The sequence below is a fragment of the Amycolatopsis sp. 505 genome (assembly GCF_031625235.1).
Lineage (GTDB): Bacteria > Actinomycetota > Actinomycetes > Mycobacteriales > Pseudonocardiaceae > Amycolatopsis.
This window is the reverse complement of the sequence record NZ_JACKQP010000003.1, coordinates 100,669-122,307: the sequence shown is the minus strand read 5'-3', so window position 1 is coordinate 122,307 and position 21,639 is coordinate 100,669. Positions and strand designations below refer to the sequence as shown.

Genomic DNA, 21,639 nt, shown 5'->3' with positions numbered 1-21,639 from the left:
CGGTTATGACCGGCGAAGACAAGCTTCGCGACTACCTGAAGCGGGCGACGGTCGAGCTCGCGGGCGCGCGCCGCCGGCTGGCCGAGTACGAGGCCCGCGAGAGCGAGCCCATCGCCGTGATCGGCATGTCCTGCCGGTTCCCCGGCGCTCCCGACGTCGACTCGTACTGGAAGCTGCTGCGCGAAGGCCGGGCCGCCGAAGTCAGCGACGTCCCGGACGGCCGGTTCGACCACGTGCCCGGCGTCCGGCGCCGCGGCGCCTTCCTGTCCGAAGTGGACGGCTGGGACGCCGGGTTCTTCGGCTACGCCCCGCAGGAAGCACTGCGGATGGACCCCCAGCAGCGGCTGCTGATGGAGCTGGCGTGGGAGGCGATGGACGACGCGGGCACCCCGGCGCCGCGGTTGCGGGGCAGCCGCACCGGCGTGCTGCTCGGGTTTTCCGACGCGTTCCAGTACGGCCAGGTCGAGGCGGAGCGCGAAGGCACGGGCGTGTACGCCGACCCGTACATGGGCCAGGGCAGCCTGGCCAGCGTCGTCGCCGGGCGGCTGGCGTACCACTTCGACCTGCGCGGGCCGGCGTTCTCGCTGGACACGGCGTGCTCGTCGACGCTGGTGGCGGTGCACCTCGCGGCCCGCGCGCTGCGGGCGGGCGAGTGCGATTACGCCCTGGCCGGCGGCGGATTCCTGGCGCTGCACCCGTTCCTGTACGTCTACAGCAGCCGCAACGCGCTGCTGTCGCCGACCGACCGCTGCCACACGTTCGACACGAGCGCGGACGGCTACATGATGGGCGAGGGCGGCGGCATGGTGGTGCTGGCCCGCCTGTCGGACGCGCTGCGCGACGGCCACCGCATCCGCGCGGTGATCCGCGGGTCGGCGGTGAACCAGGACGGCCGCAGCAACGGCCTGACCGCCCCCAACCGCGGTGCCCAGGTCGACGTGATCCGCCGGGCCCTGTCCGACGCCGCGGCCGAGCCGGGGGACGTCGACTTCCTGGAGGCACACGGCTCGGGCACGCCGCTGGGCGACGAGATCGAGCTGGGTGCGCTCGGCGACGTGTTCGGCGGGCGGCCGGCCGACCGCCCGCTCACGGTCGGGGCGGTGAAGACCAACATCGGCCACACCCACACCGCGGCGGGCATCGCGGGGCTGATCAAGACGGTGCTGGTGCTGGAGAACGGTGAGGTGCCACCGAACCTGCACATGGACGACCCGGCCGAGCAGGTGCTGGCGAACTCGGCGGTGACGCCGTCCACGGGGCTGGCACCGCTGCCGGACCGCGGCCGCCCGGCGGTGGCGGGGGTGAGCTCGTTCGGCTGGTCGGGCACGAACGCCCACCTGGTCCTCGAGGCCGCACCGCCGCAGCCGGTCGTGAGTGAAAAAGAGGGTTCTCACCTGCCTTTCCACTCACGACCGTCCGCGGCGCCGCCGGTTGCCGAGCTGCTCCCGGTTTCGGCCGCCTCGGCCGCCGCGCTGAGCGCGCAGCTCACGCGGCTCGGCGGGAGCACGGGTGTGTCCCTCGCCGACCTCGCGCACACCCTGCGCGAAGGCCGGGCCCACCTCGACCACCGACGGGCCGTCGTGGCCACCAGCCTCGACGACGCCGTCCGGCAGCTCACCGCCGCCGCCCAGGCCCCCGGCGTCCACCGCAAGCCCGGCGCCCCGAAGATCGCCTTCCTCCTCCCCGGCGTCGGGGACCAGTACCGCGGCCTGGCCGCCCAGCTCCACCGGGACGAGCCCGTCTTCGCCGCCGCCGTCGACGCGTGCTGTGCCATCGCCGCCGACCGGTGCGGGGTCGACCTGAAGGGCGCCTTCTTCGCCGAACCGCGCGCCGTCGAGACGTCGTTCTTCGGCGCCGGCCAGGGCGATGACCTCCTCGACCGCGCCGAGGTCGCGCACCCCCTCCTCTTCACCGTCGAGTACGCGCTCGCCCAGCTGCTCGCCGATCGCGGTGTCCGGCCGGACCTGCTCGTCGGTTACAGCCTCGGCGAGTACGTCGCCGCCTGTCTCGCCGGGGTCTTCACCCTCGCCGACGCCCTGCACGTCGTCACCGGGCGGGCGCGGCTGATCGGGCGCGCTCCGGCCGGGCGGATGCTCGCCGTGGCCGCTTCGGCGAGTCAGATCGCCGACGCGCTCTCCCCCATGCGGGTCGACGTCGCCGCGTTGAACGGCCCGCAGATGACCGTCCTCAGTGGATCGCCCGAAGACGTCGAAGCCGCTGCCGCGCACCTGAAAGCCGCCGGGCTCGCCGCCCGCACGCTGCGCTCGGCCCACCCGTTCCACTCCAGCCTGCTGGAGCCCGCCCGCGACGAGCTCGCCGAACTGGTCGCGTCCGTGCCCCGGCAGGCGCCGCGGATCCCGATCGTCTCGAACGCGACCGGCACCGTCCTCACCGACGCCGAAGCCGTCGACCCGCGGTACTGGGCCGGCCACCTCTGCCGCCCGGTGCGGTTCGCCGACGGCGTCCGGCACTGTGCCGGGCAGGACGTCGACGCCTACATCGAGCTCGGCCCGGGCCAGACGCTCGGCGGCCTGGTCCGCCAGAACCAGACCGGCGCCGCCCGCCCCGCCGTGCTCGGCACCCTGCCCGCGCCCTGGCCCGTCGAGGACCGCCCCGCCGAAGGCATCGCGCTGCTGGAGACGCTCGCCCGGCTGTGGGAGCTCGGCGTCGGCATCACGACCCGGCACCACGGCGGCCGTACCGTCAGCCTGCCCGGCTATCCCTTCCAGCGCACGAAGTTCTGGCCCCAGGCGACCCGCACCCAAGCCGGACCCGCCTCCGAAGCCGGCCGGCTCTACACCCCGGTGTGGCGTCTCGACCCCACCCGTCCCACGGTCACGCCGCAGGGCTCGCTGATCACCACGAACCGCGCACTCGCCACGCTGGCCGCGGAAGCGGGGATGACCGTCGGCACCGACCCGCAAGCACTCCCCCAGCCCCTGCACGTCGTCCACGACGGCGGGTTCGACGACCTCCTCCGGACCGTCCAGGCCCTCGACGGCCACGACGTCCGGCTGCTCACCGTCACCACCGGCGCGGCCGAGATCACCGGCGGCGACCTGACCGACCCGGACGCCGCCGCGGTGCACGGGCTCGGCCGTGGCGTCCGGGCCGAGTACCCGGGCCTGCGGTGGCGCGGGGTCGACGTCGAACCCGGGACCCCGGCCGAGTGCCTCCTCGACGAGCTGGCCCGCCCCTGGACCGACGATGCCGCCGGGGAACCGGTGCTCGCCGGCTGGCGGGGCGGCCGCCGCCGTCTGCAGGAGTACACCGAGATCACGCTCGGCGACGGCACGCCGGACTGGGGCGGCACGCACGTGATCACCGGCGGCACCCGCGGGCTCGGCATGATCGTGGCGAAGCACCTCGTCGGTCACGGCGCCCGCCGGCTCGCCCTGATCAGCCGCACCGGCGACGCCGACGCCGCCGACCTCGCGGCGCTGGAGCCCGCCGAGGTGCTGGTGCTCAAGGCCGACACCGGCGTCCCGGAACAGCTGGCCGAAGCCCTGGTGGAGGCCAAGCTGCGGTTCGGCGAGCTCGACTCGATCGTGCACGCCGCCGGCCTGCCGGGCGGCGGGCTCACGCAGCGCCGCACCGCCGAGGACCTGCACCGCACGCTCGCCCCGAAGGTCCACGCGGTCCGCCCGCTCCTGGCCGCCCGGCCCCGGCGCCTGGTCCTGTTCTCCTCGATCGTCACGGTCGTCGGCGGGATCGGCGAAGCCGACTACTGCGCGGCCAACAGCGTCCTCGACGCCCACGGCGCCGCACTGTCCACAGCGGACACCCAGGTGGTGACCGTCGCCTGGGGGCACTGGCAGCACGACTCCTGGGCCGACGAGGCCACCGGGGAAGCCCGCCTCGCCTACCGCCGCCGCTACGGCTTCAGCGCCGAAGCCGGCTGCGCGGTGCTCGACCAGCTCGCCGGCCACGGTTTCCGCGGCACGGTCGTCGCGCTGCGCCAGGACCTGCCGTCGGCCCGCCGCGAGCTGGCCGAGCTCAACGACCTCGGCGGGCTCCTGGACGCCGCGCCGACGCCGAAAGCACGCTATCCGCGGCCGCCGCTGCGGACCGAGTACGCCGCCCCGCGCGGCGAGCTCGAGACCGACATCGCCGGCGTCTGGGGCGAGTTCCTGGGCATCGACGCGGTGGGCGTGCACGACCCGTTCTTCGACCTCGGCGGCAACTCACTGGTCGGCATGGCCATGGTGGCGGCGCTGGAGAAGCGCCTCGGCTTGCCGATCGCCCCCGCCGTCCTCTTCGGCCACCCCACCGTGGCCGCGTTCGCCGCCGCACTGACCGACACCGACTCGCCCGCCCCGCGGGCGGCGACCACCGGATCCGCGCGGGGCCGGCGCCGCCGCCTGGCCGGCACCCGGAAATGAGGGACACCGTGACCGACACCAGCATCTCGCCCGCGGACATCGCCGTCGTCGGCATGGCCGGCCGCTTCCCGGGCGCCGACGACGTCGGCGCGCTCTGGGAGACCATCCGCGCCGGCCGCTCCGGCATCACCCGCTTCACCGACGAAGAGCTCCTGGCCGCGGGCGTCCCCGCCGACCGGCTCGGCGACCCGGCCTACGTCAAGGCGGGCGCGGTCGTGCGCGGGGTCGAGGACTTCGACGCGGGCTTCTTCGGGATTAACCCGAAGGAAGCCCAGATCCTCGACCCGCAGCACCGGCTCTTCCTGGAGCACAGCCAGCACGCCCTGGAGGACGCGGCCTGCGACCCGGCGCGCTTCGACGGCGCGATCGGCGTGTTCGCCGGCTGCGCGTGGAGCACCTACCTGACCCACAACCTCACCCCGGCGAACGCGGCCGGCGAGATGGGCGAGATCGCCATCGCCCTCGGCAACGACAAGGACACGCTGGCCACCCGGGTTTCGCACACGCTCGGCCTGTCGGGACCCGCGTTCAGCATCCAGAGCGCCTGCTCGACGTCGCTGGTCGCGGTGTGCGTCGCGGCGAGCAGCCTGGCGAACTTCGAATGCGACGTCGCCCTCGCGGGCGGCGTGTCGATCGGGGTGCCGCACCGCGTCGGCTACCTCTACCAGCAGGGCGGCATCGCACCGCCGGACGGCGAGTGCCGCGCGTTCGACGCCGCGGGCCTGGGCGCCCCGCTCGGCGGCGGCGTCGGCGTGGTCGCGCTGCGCCGTCTCGAGGACGCGCTCGCCGACGGCGACCGGGTGTACGCGGTGCTGCGCGGCTGGGCGGTCAACAACGACGCCGGCCGCAAGGTCGGCTTCACCGCCCCCGGCGTCGAAGGCCAGGCCACGGTGATCGCCGAGGCGCTGGCCGCGGCCGGGCTGGAGCCGTCCGACATCGGGTACGTCGAGGCCCACGGGACCGGCACCGCCCTGGGGGACGCGGCCGAGATCGCCGCGCTGCAGCAGGTCTTCGCCGGCCAGTCGCTGCGGATCGGCTCGGTGAAGACGAACGTCGGGCACCTCGACCGCGCCGCCGGCGTGACCAACCTGATCAAGGCGGCCCTGTCCCTGCACCACGAGGAGATCCCGCCGACGCGCAACCTCGGCACGCCGAACCCGCAGCTCACCGCGGGCGACGCCGAGCTGACCGTGGTCACCGGGCGCACGCCGTGGCCGCGCACGGACACCCCGCGCCGGGCCGGCGTCAGCGCGTTCGGCATCGGCGGCACGAACGCCCACGTCGTGCTGGAGGAAGCGCCGCTGCCTGCTCCGACCACGGCGACCGGCCCGGAGCTGCTCGTGTGGTCGGCCCGCTCGGCCGCCGCCGCGGACGCGGCCACCGCCAACCTCGCCGCCCACCTGGCGACGTCCGGCGACGCGCTCGCCGACGTCGCCCACACCCTCCAAAGTGGACGCACGACGTTCGGGCACCGGCGGATGCTGGTGGCCGGTTCGCCGTCCGAAGCGGCGCAGGCGCTCCGCGAAGGAGCCGTGTCGGCCTCGAGCGACGCCGGGACCGGCCGCCGCGTCGGGTTCCTCATCGCGGGCACCGGCGAGCAGTACCCGGGCCTGGCCGCGGAGCTGTACGCGACGGCGCCGGTGTTCCGGGCCGAGCTGGACCGCTGCCGCGCGCTGCTGGATTCGCCCGTGCTGGACGAGATGCTCGGCTCACGCGAAGGCTCCGGCGGGCTGGCCGCGTTGCTCGGCCGCACCGAGGGCGGGTCGCGGGCGGGCGACCGCACGGAGGTGCTGCACCCGGCGCTGTTCGCCGTCGAGTACGCGCTGGCGCAGCTGGTGCGCTCGTGGGGCGTCTCACCGAGCGTCCTGGTCGGGTACAGCCTCGGGGAGTACGTGGCCGCGTGCCTGGCGGGGGTGCTCTCCCTGGAGGACGCCCTCGCGCTGGTGGCGCACCGCGCGAAGCTGATCGCCGCGCTGCCCGGCGGGGCGATGGCCGCCGTGCCGCTGCCGGCCGACGACGTGCGGGCCCGGATCGGCGGCCTGGACCTCGACATCGCGGCGGTGAACGGGCCGCACCTGACCGTCGTGTCCGGGACGTCCGAGGCCATCGCCGCCCTTCGGGAGTCGCTGGGTGAGGTGCCGTGCCGGCCCCTGGCCACCACGCACGCCTTCCACTCCCGGCAGCTCGCCTCGTTGCGCGACGAGCTGACCGCGTGGGTCGCGGCCCACGTCACGCTGTCCGCGCCCACGATCCCGTACGTCTCCAACGTGACCGGCGAGCTGGTCACCGAGGCACCCGAACCGGGGTACTGGGCCGAGCACATGTGCGCTCCGGTCCGGTTCGACGACGCGCTGGCGACGCTGCTGGCCGACGAGGACACGGTGCTCCTGGAGCTCGGCCCGGGCCGCTCGCTGGGCGCGATGGTGCGCGGGCACCGGGCGTGCGCGCCGTCGCGCTGGGCGTCGGTGATCCCGACGCTGCCGGGCGCGGACGACCCGGCGTCGGCTTCGGTCGCGCTGGCCGAAGCGGCCGGCCGGCTGTGGCTGGCCGGGGTGGACCTCGACTGGACCGGTGTCCGCGGCGGCCGCGAGGCCCGGCGGGTCGGGTTGCCGGGGTACCCGTTCCAGCGGTCGCGGTACTGGATCGACGCGCCGGGGACGGTCACGCCCACGGTGCCGCAGCTCACCGCGGAGCCGGACGAGCACGTGCAGCTGCTGACGCCGTCGTGGCGGCCGCAGCCCGCCGCCGACGCCGGGACCACCGGCCGGGTGGCGATCCGGCCGGACACCGGCGGGGTGGCCGCGGCGCTGAGCGCGCTGCTCGGGACCGTCGTCGAGCCCGCCGAGGCGGACACGATCGTCGACCTGTCGGTGCTCGACCTCGACGACGACGTGGCCGCGGTGCACGCGGTGTCCCGCACCCTCGCGGCAGTGGCGGGTGACGGGTCACGCGCGGTCCGGGTCCTCGTCGCCACCCGTGCGGGCCAGGCGACGGGATCCGGCCGGGTGCGGCCCGCCCAGGCGGCCGTGGCCGTCCTCCCGGTCGTCGCCAACCAGGAACACCTCAACCTCGACGCCGGGACCGTCGACCTCGACGCGGCCCACACCGCCGCCGAAGCCGCCGCCGTGCTCGCCGCCGAACTGCGGGCGCCCGGCGCACCCCTGGTCGCCTACCGGGGCGACCAGCGGCTCGTTCCCGGCTACCGGCCCGCCGAACCCGCCGCGGCGCCCGCCGTCCGGGACGGCGGCAGCTACCTCATCACCGGAGGCCTCGGCGGGGTCGGGCTCACCGTCGCCGAGCACCTCGCCACCCGTGGCGCGCGCCGGCTGGTCCTCGCCAGCCGCAGCGGGGGTACCGACGCCGCGGTGGCCCGGCTGCGGGCCCTCGGTGCCGACGTGCACACCCCTCGCGTGGACGTCAGCGACCCGGCCGCGCTCACGGCTCTGCTCACCGAGAAGTTCGACGGCATCGTCCACGCCGCCGCGGACTCCGATCCCGCCGGGTTCCGCCCTCTGTCCGAACTGGACGAACCGGTGATCGCCCTGCACTTCGCCGCCAAGGTCGGCGGGGCCCGGGTGCTCGCCGCGGCCCTCGACGCGCTGCCGGAGGCAGACCGTCCCGAGTGGACACTCCTCTTCTCCTCCACCTCGGCCCTGCTCGGCGGGGTCACCTTCGGCAGCTACGCCGCCGCCAACGCCGCGCTGCTCGCCGAAGCCCACGGCCGTACGGGCTGGGTCGCCGCCGCCTGGGACACCTGGCCCGGCACCCTGGAACGGCTCGACGCCCGGCTCGGCGCGTCCATGGCCAAGCACGCCATGACCCGCGCCCAGGCGCTGACCGCGTTCGACCGGCTCACCGCGCACGCCGGGCCGGCCGTGATCGTCGCCGCCGGCGGGCTCGACGAGCGGCTCCCCGGCGCGGTGAAGCCGGCCCGGGCCATCACCGCCGACCGGTTCCCGCGGCCCGACCTGCCCCAGCCCTACACCCCGCCGATGACCGCCACCGAACGCGCGCTCGCCGAAGTCTGGTCGGCCGTGCTCGGCGTCGAGCCGGTCGGCACCCGGGACAACTTCTTCGACCTCAACGGCAACTCCCTGCTCGCCCTGCAGATGCTCGCCCTGGTCAAGGACCGCTTCGGCGTCGCCATCCCCACCGTCACGCTCTTCGAACTGCCCACCGTCCAGGCCCTCGCCGCCACCCTCGACGACCAGGCACCGGCACCGGTCACCACCTCGCCGGTCCGGGAGGCCGATCCCGACGACGACGAGCTCGACCGGCACATCGCCATCGTCGGCATGGCCGGCCGGTTCCCCGGCGCGGGCACGATCGACGAGTTCTGGCGCAACCTCTGCGACGGCGTCGAGTCGATCACCTTCTTCACCCCCGACGAGCTCATCGCCGCCGGGGTCGACCCGGCGCAGGTCCGCGACCCGGCCTACGTGCCGGCGCGGCCGGTGCTCGACGACGTCACCGGGTTCGACGCCGCCTTCTTCGGCCTCAGCCCGCGCATGGCCGCCCTCACCGACCCCCAGCAGCGCCTCTTCCTCGAGGTCTGCTGGGAAGCCCTGGAGGGGGCCGGGTACGCGAAGCCCGGCGAACGCGGCCGGGTCGGCGTCTTCGGCGGCTGCAACCTCTCGACGTACCTGCTCGGCATCGCCGGCCAGTTCACCTCCGACGCCGACGCCAGCATCTACGAGCTGGTGATGGGCAACGACAAGGACGCGCTCACCACCACCGTGTCCTACCTGTTCGACCTGCGCGGCCCGAGCATGGCGGTCCAGACGTTCTGCTCGACGTCGCTGGTCGCGGTGCACACCGCGATGCGCAGCCTGCGGGCCGGCGACTGCGAGATGGCCCTCGCGGGCGGCGTCTCGGTCCGCGTGCCGGACCGGATCGGGCACCTGCACTCCCCCGGCGGCCAGGAGTCGCCGGACGGGCACGTCCGCACCTTCGACGCCCAGGCGCACGGGAGCATGTTCGGCGACGGCGCCACCGTCGTCGTCCTCAAGAAGCTCGGCGCGGCCCTGCGCGACGGCGACCACATCTGGTCGGTGATCCGCGGCTCGGCGATGAACAACGACGGCGCCCTCAAGGTCGGCTACACCGCTCCCAGCGTCGGCGGGCAGTCGCGGGTGATCGCCGACGCCATGGCCGACGCACGGGTCGCCGCCGAGGACGTCGGGTACGTCGAGGCGCACGGCACCGCGACCGAGCTGGGCGACCCGATCGAGGTCGCCGCGTTGACCCGGGCGTTCGGGGACACCGCCGAGAAGCAGTACTGCGCCCTCGGCTCGGTGAAGCCGAACGTCGGGCACCTCGACCGCGCCGCGGGCACGGCCGGGCTGATCAAGGCGTCGCTGGTGGTCCGCGAGGGCCTGATCCCGCCGACGCTGCACTACACCGCGCCGAACCCGGAGATCGACTTCGCGCACAGCCCGTTCCGGGTGGCGGCCGAGCTCGCGCCGTGGAACACCGGCGGCGGCCGTCCCCGGATCGCCGGGCTCAACTCGCTGGGCATGGGAGGCACCAACGTGCACGTCGTCGTCGAACAGCCGCCCGACCGGCCCGCGCTCCCGCCGGGTGACCCGGACACCGAGCGCCGCTACCAGGTGCTGCCGGTCTCGGCCCGCACCGCCGACGCGGCCGACACGGCGGCCCGCCGGCTCGGCGAGCACCTCGCCGGCACGCCGGACGCGCGGCTCGCCGACGTGGCCTTCACGCTCCAGGAGGGCCGCAAGACGTTCGAGCACCGGCGGGCCGCGGTCGCGTCCGATGTGGACAGTGCGGTCACCGCGCTGGGCACGCCCGCGACCCGCGTCGAGCCGGTCCAGGACCGGCCGGTGGCGTTCCTCTTCGCCGGCGTCGGCGAGCAGTACCCCGGCCTGGTGGGCGAGCTGTACCGCCGCGAGCCGGTGTTCCGCGCCCACCTCGACGAGTGCCTGGCCCACCTCGACGCCGACGGCGACCTCGTCACCGGCGCCCGCGGCGGCGGCCCGAGCCTGGCCGCGCTGCTGGGCCGTGGCGGCGACGAAGACCCGCGCGCCGACCGGCTCCAGCAGACCGAACTGGCCCAGCCCCTCATGTTCGCCGTCGACTACGCCCTGGCGCGGACGCTCATGGAGTGGGGCCTGAAGCCCGCCGCGATGCTCGGCTACAGCCTCGGCGAGTACGTCGCCGCCTGCCTGGCCGGAGTGCTCTCGCTCGAGGACGCCCTGGCGCTGGTCGCCAAGCGCGCGGAGCTGATCGCCACGCTCCCCGGCGGGTCGATGGCCGCCGTGCCGCTGTCGGTCACCGAGCTGGAAGCACGGTTCGACCTCACGGGCCTCGACCTCGCCGCGGTGAACGGCCCCGAACTGGTCGTGGTGGCCGGGGAGAGCGCGGCGGTCGAGCGGCTCGCGCAGGACCTGCGGGCCGCGGACGTCCCGTGCCGGCCGCTGCGCACCAGCCACGCGTTCCACTCGCGGATGCTGACGCCGGCCGCGGCCGAGCTGACCGCGTGGATCGCCGGGAACGTCACGCTCAACGCACCCGAGCTGCCCTACCTGTCCAACGTCACCGGGGAGCGCGCCACCGCCGAGCTGGTCACCGACCCCGGGTACTGGGCGCGGCACATGTGCGAGACCGTGCGGTTCGCCGCCGCGGCCACCGAGCTGCTGGCCGACGAGCACGTGGCCGTCGTCGAGATCGGCCCCGGGCCGTCCCTCGGTGCCCTGCTGCGCGGACTCAGCCCGGCGACGCGCTGGCCGCTGATCACCGCCACGCTGCCCGCCGCGGACGACCCGCGCCCGGCCGACGAGGTGCTCACCGACGGCCTGGCCCGGCTCTGGCTGCTCGGCGCGAACCTCGACTGGTCCGCCTACCACGGCCGGGGCACGGCGACACCGGTCTACCGCGGCACCGCCCCCGGTCGCGTGCCGCTGCCGACCTACCCCTTCCAGCGCCAGCGCTACTGGATCGAGGCGAAGCCGGCCACCGGGACGGCCCGGGTCGAGACGCCCGCGGAGGGCCCCCTGGAGGAGTTCGACCGGATCCCGCTGCTGCCGGAGGAGCAGTGGATCAACCTGCCCACCTGGCGCCAGACCTCGGCCGCGCCCGTCGCGCCGCAGCCCGCGTCCTGGCTGGTGTTCGCCCGTCCCGGCCTCGCCGAGGACGTCCTCGACGGGATCCGCCGCACCGGCGACCCGGTGACCGTGGTCCGGCCGGGCGCGGGGTACCGGCCGGGCCCGGACGCCACCGTCCGCCCCGGCGACGTCGACGACCTGCTGAGCCTGCTGCGCGACCTCAAGCGCGGCGGCACCCGCCTGGACCGGGTCGTCCACCTGTGGAACCTCGACGACGACTCCCTGCTGCTCGGCCTGCACACCCTCGTGGCGCTGGCCCGCGCGGCCGGCGAGCTGGGCCTCGGCGGCTGGACCCTGGACCTGGCCGCCACCGGCACCCAGCGCGTCCTGCACGACGGCGAGCTGCGGCCCGACGCGGCCACGCTCACCGGGCCGAACCTGGTGATCCCGATGGAGTACCCGGGTGTGCAGACGCGGCTGATCGACGTCGACGCGGCCGCCGGTGCCGCCGCCGTGGTCGCCGAGCTGCACCGCCCGGCGCCGGGCCGCACGGTCGCGCTGCGCGGCTCGCGGCGCTGGCTGCCCGGCTACGAGGTCCTGGCGCCGCAGCCGATCGAGCAGGCGGCGGACGTCCTGCGCGAGCACGGCGTCTACCTGATCACCGGCGGCCTCGGCGGGATCGGGCTGGCCATGGCCGAGCGGCTGGCCCGCGACAGCGACGCCAAACTCGTCCTGTTCGGCCGCCGGGGCCTGCCGCCGCGCGAACGCTGGGCCGGGATCGCCGACGGCACCGACGAGGTGCCCGGCACGATCCGCGACCGCGTCGACCGCGTCCGCGAAATCGAGGCGCTCGGCGGTGAAGTGGTGGTCGTCGAAGGCGACGTCGCCGAAGAGACCGACGTCCGGCGCGCGGTCGCCGTGGCCATCGAGCGGTTCGGGGCGCTGCACGGCATCCTGCACACCGCGGGCGTGCCCGGCACCGGCCTGATGCAGTTCAAGCAGCCGGGTGACGCCGACCAGGTCCTCGCCCCGAAGCTGCCCGGCTCCCGGGCCCTCAGCGCGGCCACCGACGGCCTGGACCTCGACTTCGTCGCGCTGTTCTCCTCCATCACCTCGGTCACCGGCGGTGGCCCCGGCCAGGTCGACTACTGCGCCGGCAACGCCTGGCTCGACGCCTACGCCGCCTCGCACGGCGGCCGCACGGTGTCGATCTCGTGGGGCGAGTGGACCTGGAACGCCTGGGACGAAGGGCTTTCCGGGTACGAGGAGGACATCCAGACCTACTTCCGCGAGCACCGCGCCAAGTTCGGCATCGACTTCGAACAGGGCTGGCGCACGCTGCTGCGGGCACTGGCCTCGGGCGAACCGCACGTCGTCGTGTCCACCCAGGACCTCGACGCGGTGACCGCCGTGGCGGCGCGGTTCAGCGTCGACGCCGTCACCTCGGCCGCCCACGGCGGCTCGACGGCCGACCGCCACCCGCGGCCGGAGCTGGTCACCCCGTTCCAGGAACCCGAGGGCGACGCCGAGCGCGCGGTGGCCGAGGCGTGGTGCGAGGCACTGCGCCTGGACCGGGTCGGCGCGGCCGACAACTTCTTCGAGCTCGGCGGCACGTCCCTGCTCGGCATCTCGCTGCTGGCGGGGCTGCGCACCGCGTTCCCGGACGCGGAACTGCCGCCGCACATCATCCACGAGGCCCCGACCGTCGCCGCACTCGCGAAGATCGCCGCCGGCGGCCCGGAGACCCCCGAACCCGCACCCGACACCCAGGCGCAGGGACAGCTGCGCCGCTCCGGCATCAAAGCCGCGGCCGCCCGACGGCGCCGGGCCTGAACGACAACCTCCGCACAGCAGAAAGGGAACAGTCATGGCAGTCACGGGAGTGGTGGGCGCCGGCGTCATGGGCATCGGCGTCGCCCAGGACTTCGCCGCCGCCGGCCACGAGGTCGTGCTGGTCGACAAGGACGAGCGGATCCTCGAGGAGGCCCGCGCCGCGATCACGCGCAACTGCCGGCTCAGCCGGCTCATGGGCGGACCCGCGCTCGACGCGGACGAGATCCTCGCCCGGATCACCACCGCGGTCGGCCTGGCCGCGCTGGACAAGACCGAAATCCTGGTCGAGAACGTCACCGAGGACTGGGACATCAAGGCCGCCGTGCACGCCGAGCTCGACGAGGTCTGCGGCCCGGGCACGGTGATCATCGCCAACACCTCGGCGGTCCCGATCACCCGGATCGCCTCGGTCGGCAAGAACCCGGGCCGCGTCATCGGCGTCCACTTCATGAACCCGGTGCCGCAGAAGCCGGTCGTCGAGCTGATCCCCGGCTTCCACACCTCGCCGGAGACCATCCTGCGCACCCGCGAGCTGCTCACCAGCATCGGCAAGCGCTGGGTCGACGTGAAGGACGCGTCGGGCTTCGTGTCCAACCGCGTGCTCATGCTCACCGTCAACGAGGCCGCCTACCTGGTGCACGAGGGCGTCGCCACCGCCGAGTCGGTCGACGAGGTGTTCCGCGGCTGCTTCGGCCACCCGATGGGCCCGCTGGAAACGGCCGACCTGATCGGCGTCGACACGATCCTCTACAGCGTCGAGGTGCTCTACGAGCACTACGCCGACTCGAAGTACCGCCCCTGCCCGCTGCTCAAGCAGATGACCGACGCCGGCCTGCACGGCCGCAAGTCCGGCCGCGGCTTCTACACCTACAGCTGAATCCCGTCACTCAGAAGGAGAACAGAGCCATGTCCGAGACCACCGGCGACATCCTCGCCTTCATCACCGGCCGCTTCCCCCAGGCCGAGATCACCGCGACCGAGGACATCTTCTCCCTCGGCTACATCAACTCCCTGTTCGCCATGGAGCTGGTGATGCACCTGGAGAAGACCTTCGCCGTCACCATCCCCAACGAGGAACTGCGGATCGACAACTTCCGCACCGCGGCGGCGATGACCGAGCTGGTCGGCCGCCTCCGCCCGGCCGCGACGGTGGGCTGACCCGTGCCGGAGGTACTCACCGCGGTCCGCGCGCCCGGCCGCGAGGCCGCGCGGGCCTTCGTGGACGAGCACGTCGTCCCCTTCGCCGACGTGTGGGACAAGGCCGGGCGGATCCCCGAGGACGTCCTGGACAAGATCGCCGAGGCCGGGTTGTGGGCGCCGTTCCTGCCGCCCGAGCTCGGCGGCTGCGGCCTCGACATGGTCACCCTCGGGGAGATCCACGAAGAGGTCGGCCGCGGCTGCTCGTCGGTCCGCAGCCTGCTGACCGTGCACACCATGCTCTCCTGGGCGTTGCTGCGCTTCGGCACCGAGGCGCAGCAGCACCGGTGGGGGCCGGAGCTGGCGAGCGGGCGCGTCCTCGGCGCGTTCTGCCTGTCCGAGCCCGGCGCGGGCAGCGACACGGCCGCGATCACCACGACCGCCACCCCCGACGGCGACGGCTGGCGGCTCGACGGCCTCAAGAAGTGGACCACCAACGGCCGGCGCGCGGACCTGTTCCTCGTCTTCGCGAAGGGCCCGGCCAGCACGATCGCGCTGCTCGTGCCGCGCGACGCGCCCGGTGTCACGGTCACCCCGATCGACGACATCCTCGGGACGCGCTCGTCGATGCTGGCGTCCATTTCCTTCGACGGCGTCCGGCTGGGTGCCGACGCGCTGCTCGGGCCGAGCGGGTTCGCCTCCGGCATGGTCCTCACCGGCACGCTCGACCTCGGCCGCTACAGCGTCGCGGCCGGGTCGGTGGGCATCATCCAGGCGTGCGCCGACGCGTGCGCGGACTACACGAGCAAGCGGACGGTCGGCGGCACGCCGTTGAAGGACCTGCCGCTGATCCAGGCGAAGCTGTCGGACATGGTCACCGACGTCCGCGCGGCCCGGCTGCTGCTGGCCGAGGCCGGCCGGCTCAAGGACCGCGGCGACTCGGCGACGATCATGGCCACCTGGGTGGCGAAGTACTTCGCGTCGGTCGCGGCCGCGAAACACGCGTCGGAGGCCGTGCAGGTGCACGGCGCCAACGGCTGCAGCACGGACTACCCCGTCGCCCGGTTCTACCGGGACTCGAAGGTCATGGAGATCATCGAGGGCAGCACCGAGATCCAGCGGATGACCATCGCCGCCGAGGCCTACCGGAAGCAGGTACCGTGACCAGTCTCCTCTCCCCGGCACCCGCCAAGCCGGTGCAGGGCAAGATCAAGTGCGTGGTGTGGGACCTCGACAACACCGTCTGGGACGGGGTTCTGCTCGAGGACGGCGACGTCCGGCTGCGCCCGTGGGTGGTCGAGCACGTCAAGCGCCTCGACGCGATGGGCGTGCTGCACTCGGTCGCCAGCAAGAACGACCACGAAGCCGCGATGGCGAAGCTGCGCGAGTTCGGCCTCGACGAGTACTTCCTGTTCCCGCGCATCTCGTGGAACGCGAAGTCGGTGTCGATCGGCCAGATCGCGCAGAAGCTCAACCTCGGCCTCGACGCGTTCGCGTTCGTCGACGACCAGGAGTTCGAGCGCGCCGAGGTCGCCTTCGCGCTGCCGCAGGTGACCACAGTGGACATCCTGGAGGCCGACGAGGTGTTGCGGCGGCCGGAGTTCGCGCCGCGGTTCGTCACCGACGAGTCGGCGCAGCGGCGCGGGATGTACTTCAGCCAGCTCGCCCGCGACGACGTCGAGGCCGACTTCGCCGGCACCGGCGAGGACTTCCTGGCGAGCCTGGACCTGCGGTTCACCATCGCGCCGGCCAAGCGGGAGGACCTGCAGCGGGCGGAGGAGCTGACCGTCCGCACCAACCAGCTCAACTCGACCGGGCGGACGTACTCCTACGACGAGCTGGACGCGCTGCGCTCGTCGGACGACCACGTGCTGCTCGTCGCGTCGCTGACCGACAAGTTCGGCTCCTACGGCAAGATCGGCCTGGCGCTGCTGGAGAAGGGATCGCCGGACTGGCGGCTCAACATGATGCTGATGTCGTGCCGCGTGATGTCGCGCGGCGTCGGCACGGTGCTGCTGGGCCACGTGATGGGCCTGGCCCGGGCGGCGGGTGCCGGGCTGCGCGCGGACTTCGTCGAGACCGGCCGCAACCGGATGATGCAGATCACCTACGCGTTCAGCGGGTTCCGCGAGGTCTCGCGGGAAGGCTCGCACGTGGTGCTGGCGGCGGATCTGGACGCGATCCAGGAGCCGCCCGGGTACGTGACGCTCGAGGTGGAGTCGTGACGACGGCGGTGGCGAGCCGCTGGCTGCCGTTCCCCGTGACCGCGGGGAACGTGCGGCTGTACTGCCTGCCGCACGCGGGCGGCTCGGCGTCGGCGTTCCGCGCGTGGATCGGCCGGCTGCCCGGGGTGACGGTGTGCCCGGTCCAGCCGCCGGGCCGTGAGACGCGCCAGCGGGACACACCGCACACGTCGATGTCCTCGTACGTCGCCGATCTGGCGGACTTCGTGCTCTCGGACGACTCCCCTTACGCGGTCTACGGCCACAGCCTGGGCGCGCTGGTCGGGTTCGAGCTGGTGCGGGAGATTTCCCGCCGCGGCGCGGCCCTCCCGGTGCACCTGGTGGTGTCGGGCTGCCCGGCCCCGCAGTGGCTGACCCCGGACGACCCGATCGTGGCGGGCATGGGCGACGCGGAGATCGTGTCGCTATTGCGCACGCTGGGCGGGACGCCGGAGGTGTTCCTGAACGACCCGCGCGTGCTGCGGCTCATCCTGCCGCCGATCCGCGCGGACCTGACGGTGAAGAACACGTACGGCTACGTGTCCGGACCGCCGCTGGAGGTCCCGGTGACGGCCCTGGCGAGCACGGCCGACGTCCGCGCGAGCGTGGAGTCGGTGCTGGCGTGGCGGGAGCAGACGGTCCGCCCGTTCCGCGGCCACGTCCTGGAGGGCGGCCACTTCGCGGTGCTGGAGCAGGAAGAGGTCACCTTGGCCCACCTGGCCGCCGCCCTGCGCCCCTACGCCTAACTGCCACATCATTGGTGCACTTGGACGTAGGGTCTCCGAACGTGGTGGGCCCGCCGCCAATACCCCTGGCGGCGGGCCCATCACCCATGCCCGAAACCGCACCTTCGCGAGGCTGGACCGTGACCTTTCGCTGGCAAGGTCCACGATCGTGAAGAAGGTCGGGGGAATTCTCGCGGTGTCCTTGGTCGCGCTGGTGGCTTGCGACCCAGCGCCCATGATGCCCGATGAGCCGCTCGACGCGCTCGGTTTCGTCGCGCGCACCGACGCCATCCAGCTCCCGGTAGTGGACCGCGCCGTCTACGACGGACCGATGACGCTGGTGCCGGACGGCGCCTGCGTGCTCGGCTTCACCGCCTATTCGTGGGCCAACAGCAGCCGCGTGGCGTCGACCTGGGTGGGCAAGGAGGACTGCACCCGGCTCGTGCTCGACCGGACGCCGGAACAGGCAGCCACCGGCTTCACCGCCACCGCCGCCGTAGCCGGGCCGGACGGCTCCGTGATCGGGCTCGGCCCGGCGTTCTCACGGCGGGACCGCTCCGGCGCCGTCGTTCCGCTTTTCCAGCCGGAGTCCGACCGGCGGGCGGTGGCGCTGGCCCGCGCGGGCCGGAACCTGGTCGGCGTCGGTACGGGGCAACCTTCCGGCAGGCCCCAACCGGTCGCGTGGGTGTCCGGTGACGAGGGCCGCACCGCGCACGAGATCACGCTGCCGACGGACCTGCCGGGCTACTGGGAGCCGAGGGCAATCGCGGCCGAGGGCGACCGGGTCCTCGTGGCCGGCTCCGCCGGTACGGCCGCACGGGTGTGGTCCTCCGGGGACGCGGGGGAAACGTGGACGGTGTCGGACGTCCCGGTGCGAGGGAGCGAACTCGTCGTCACCACGGTACTGCGTACCGGCGGGAAGTGGCTGCTGGCCGGGATTTCCGCGGCCGGCCCGCTGGTCGTGACCGGCGAACCCGGCGACTGGCAGCTCGAAGCTCCCACGGCGCTGGGTGACGGCCGGATCAGCGGCGGGACCGTCGACGCAGCAGGCAAGCCGGTGCTGATCGGAGAACGCTCCGAAAAGAGCTGGGCCGGGTCGAGCCGATCCTGCTCGATCGTCTGGACGCTCGATGCCGGTGGCTGGCAGCGGGGCGAACTCGGGTGCCCACCGGATCCGGTCAGCGCCGTCGCGCGCCTCGCGGACGGCCGGGTACTCCTGGCGGGCAGCCGCACCCTCTGGATCCGGCCCTGACACCCGTGCCCGGGTCAGCCACGGGTTTCGGCGATCCGGGCGGCGAGCAACCGGACCGTCGGCAGCTCGACGACCGCCGTCGCGGGGAGGCTCCAGTGGGCCGCGATGCGGACCGCCCCGGCCGAGCGGCCGCCCAGCTCGAAGAAATTGTCGTCCGCGCCGATCTCGGTGTACCCGAGGGCCTTCGCCCACCGGGCGGCCACCTCCTGCTCGAGGCCCGGCTCCGGCTCCACGAACGGCGTCCCCAGGTCCGGCCGCGGCCGGGCCGCACCCGGGAGGCGAACGGACTCGGCGGGGGCGACCGGGCGGGCGAGCGGCACCCCGGAGAGCACGACCTCGGTCAGGTGGTCGGCGGCCGCCACCGCCGCCAGGGCCGCCGAGCCGGGGTCCGAAGTGGACACCACCGTCGTCCACCGCCCGCGGCCGGCGAGCCGGGCCACCCGCGCTTCCGCGGCCAGGACGCGGCCGGCCGGATCCGGCCGGACCAGCAGGATTCCCCGCCGTCCGCCCAGGTCCGGCACGTCGTGGTGCACCTCGGCTTCGGCGTGCCCGGCCGGCTCCCACGGCTCGTGGTGCGGCCGCCACGATTGGTCACCGCGCACCGCCAGCGGGGAATCCGCGTGCAGCACCGCCGCCAGCACCTGGTCCAGGTCGGCGTCCGGCCCCACGTCGATGTGCCGCGGCGTCAACGCCGTGAGACCCGCCTGCGAAGGCGTGGTCAAGTCGGCCCCCAGGACACCCACGGCGCCGGAGGTGAGCGTCACCATCCCCGGCCACAACCCGGCCGCCACCTCGATCTCCCCCGGTGAGCCGCCCAGGGCGAAGCCGTGCACGACCGTCCGCGGGACGACGACCAGCGACCGCAGCAGCGCCGGCAGGTCGCCCGGGCCCACGACGAAGTCACCGGTGTCCAGGAACGCGAACCCGGAACCGGGCCGCACGGTGGTCACCTCGGACCCCGCCAGGGTGATGCGGGCGGCCAGGGCCTCGCCGACCGGATCACCGGCGAACACCAGCCACGGCCCCGCCGCCCGCACCCGGCTCTCCAAGCCGGCCAGGGGCTGCGGGTCGAGCCGCCACGACGGCACGTACGCCCCCGGACGCGGTCCCTCGGCCGCCTCGACCCAGAAACGCTTGCGCTGGAACGGGTACGGCGGCAGCTCCACCCGCCGCCCCTCGCCGCGGTGCAGGGCCGCCCAATCGACCGTGCAGCCCGCGAGCCACAGCCGGGCCACCACCGCGAGCAGCTCCGCGGCCGACCACCCGCTCTCGACGGCGACCGTCTCCGAGGCGCCCTCGTCCAGCCGGATGCCCAGCCGGGTCAGGCCGGCGGTCAACACCGACAGCGCGCCCTCGCGCGTGGCCGGCGGCGCGGGGACCTCGGCCCCGGCCAGCAGGCGGTGGGCCGCGTCGGCCGTCGGCGCCCAGCCGGAGCCGGTGCCCGCGACCAGCCGGAACCGCGGGTCACGGCGACGCGTCTCGCCGTCGATCCACCGTTCGGGATCGGCCAGCGCCGCCACCGCGTCCGGCAGGTCCTGGACCACCACCGCCCGCCGCAGCGCGAAGTGGCCGCGCGACACCTGCAGCGTGAAAGCGACGTCGGCGAGGTCCGAGTCCGGGTGCGCGGCCAGGTGGGCGCGCAGCCGCGAAGTCACCTCGTCGAGCGCACCGGCGTCCCCGGCGGAGAACGTGAGCAAGTGCGGCCCGCGAGAACGCCGGGGCTCCCGGACCGGCGGCTGTTCGAGGACGACGTGCGCGTTCGTTCCGCCGACACCGAACGAGCTGACGCCCGCCCGCCGCGGCGCGCCGTCCGCGGGCCAGGGGACGTCGGCGGGCAGCACGGTGAACCGGTCACCGAGCGCGGGGTTGGGCGTGCGGAACCCGGCCGTGCCCGGCAGGACGCCGTCACGCAGGTTCAGCGCCGCCCGGATCAACGACGTGACGCCGGACGCGCGATCGAGGTGCCCGATGCTGGGCTTGACCGAGCTGAGCACGCACGGTGCCGCGCGTCCCGGCCCGAAGACCCGGTTCAGCGCGGCCAGTTCGATCGAGTCGCCCAGCGGCGTGCCGACGGCGTGGCACTCGACGTACCCGACCGTCTCGGGCTTCACCCCGGCCACGGCCAGCGCGGTGTCGACCACCGCGGCCTGCCCGGCGACCCCGGGCGCGGGGTAGCCGGCGCGGTCACGGCCGTCGTTGTTGACCGCCGAGCCGAGGAGCACCGCGTGCACGACGTCGCCGTCGGCGAGGGCGTCCTCCAGGCGTTTCAGCGCGACGATCGCCGCGCCGGAGCCCATCACCGTGCCGTTCGCCTCCGCGTCGAGGGCGCGCACCCGGCCGTCGGGCGACAGGATGCTGCCCTCTTCGAAAACGTGGCCGCCGGTCTGCGGCAGCGGCAGCGCGGCGCCCCCGGCCAGGGCCAGGTCGCACTCGTAGGTCAGCAGGCTCTGGCACGCCAGGTGCACCGCGACCAGCGACGTCGAGCAGTACGTCTGCACGGTGATCGCCGGGCCGCGCAGGCCCAGCTTGTACGACACGAGCGACGTCAGCGAGTCGCGCTCCACCCCCGCGGACAGCAGGGGCTTGCCGCCCGGTTCCCCGGCCAGGTGGGCCAAGTTGCGGGTCAGGTAGTCGGGGAAGGCGCAGCCGGCGAACAGCCCGACGGGCACCCCGGGATCCGTCGGCCGGTAACCGGCCCGTTCCAGGGCTTCCCACGAGCACTCCAGCAGGAGCCGGTGGTGCGGTTCCAGGGTTTCCGCCTCGCGCGCGGACAGCCCGAAGGCGGCGGCGTCGAACGTCTCGACGCCGCCGGCGACGGGCCCGCCGACGCGGACGTGGCCCGGGGTGGCCGGGTCCACGCCCGCGGCGGCGAGTTCGGCGTCGGTCAGCTCGCGCAGGCCGGGGAGCCCGGCCGCGAGGTTGCGGCGCAGCTGCTCGACGTCGGCGGCGCCCGGGAAGCGCCCCGCCATCCCGACGAGCGCCACGGCCGATTCGTGTGCCGGTTCCGTCATGGCCGTCCTTCCAGGA

At 74.4% G+C, this 21,639-nt stretch carries 9 protein-coding genes; 8 read left to right on the top strand and 1 reads right to left on the bottom strand.

Annotated features, from left to right (window positions below):
• Window positions 1-5: 5 nt before the first annotated feature.
• From H5965_RS12350 to H5965_RS12315, 8 genes are all read left to right on the top strand, one after another.
• Window positions 6-4,382, top strand: a complete 4,377-nt coding sequence (locus H5965_RS12350; RefSeq protein ID WP_310969789.1) for an SDR family NAD(P)-dependent oxidoreductase — start codon at window positions 6-8, stop codon at window positions 4,380-4,382.
• A gap of 8 nt (window positions 4,383-4,390) precedes the next feature.
• A complete protein-coding gene (locus H5965_RS12345) occupies window positions 4,391-13,276 on the top strand; it encodes an SDR family NAD(P)-dependent oxidoreductase (RefSeq protein ID WP_310969788.1) in 8,886 nt (2,961 codons plus the stop codon).
• Between the two features lie 34 nt (window positions 13,277-13,310).
• Window positions 13,311-14,153, top strand: coding sequence for a 3-hydroxyacyl-CoA dehydrogenase NAD-binding domain-containing protein (locus H5965_RS12340; RefSeq protein WP_310969787.1), 843 nt, complete (start codon window positions 13,311-13,313; stop codon window positions 14,151-14,153).
• A gap of 29 nt (window positions 14,154-14,182) precedes the next feature.
• Window positions 14,183-14,434 (top strand): acyl carrier protein, encoded by a 252-nt coding sequence (locus tag H5965_RS12335; RefSeq protein ID WP_003066161.1) that lies wholly within the window; start codon window positions 14,183-14,185, stop codon window positions 14,432-14,434.
• 3 nt (window positions 14,435-14,437) lie between these two features.
• Window positions 14,438-15,577, top strand: coding sequence for an acyl-CoA dehydrogenase family protein (locus tag H5965_RS12330; protein ID WP_310969786.1), 1,140 nt, complete (start codon window positions 14,438-14,440; stop codon window positions 15,575-15,577).
• Window positions 15,574-16,638: an HAD-IIIC family phosphatase gene (locus tag H5965_RS12325; RefSeq protein WP_310969785.1), complete on the top strand. Its 1,065-nt coding sequence runs from the start codon at window positions 15,574-15,576 to the stop codon at window positions 16,636-16,638. The genes H5965_RS12330 and H5965_RS12325 overlap by 4 nt, the downstream gene beginning before the upstream one ends.
• On the top strand, window positions 16,635-17,381 hold the full coding sequence (locus H5965_RS12320; protein WP_310969784.1) for an alpha/beta fold hydrolase: 747 nt from the start codon (window positions 16,635-16,637) through the stop codon (window positions 17,379-17,381). The genes H5965_RS12325 and H5965_RS12320 overlap by 4 nt, the downstream gene beginning before the upstream one ends.
• 148 nt (window positions 17,382-17,529) lie before the next feature.
• Window positions 17,530-18,612: a hypothetical protein gene (locus H5965_RS12315; protein WP_310969783.1), complete on the top strand. Its 1,083-nt coding sequence runs from the start codon at window positions 17,530-17,532 to the stop codon at window positions 18,610-18,612.
• A 14-nt stretch (window positions 18,613-18,626) separates the two neighbouring features.
• Here the strand turns inward: H5965_RS12315 and H5965_RS12310 are convergent, their stop codons facing one another.
• The gene (locus H5965_RS12310) at window positions 18,627-21,623 is read right to left on the bottom strand and encodes a beta-ketoacyl synthase N-terminal-like domain-containing protein (protein WP_310969782.1); all 2,997 of its coding nucleotides are present in this window, start codon (window positions 21,621-21,623) and stop codon (window positions 18,627-18,629) included.
• Between the last annotated feature and the right edge of the window lie 16 nt (window positions 21,624-21,639).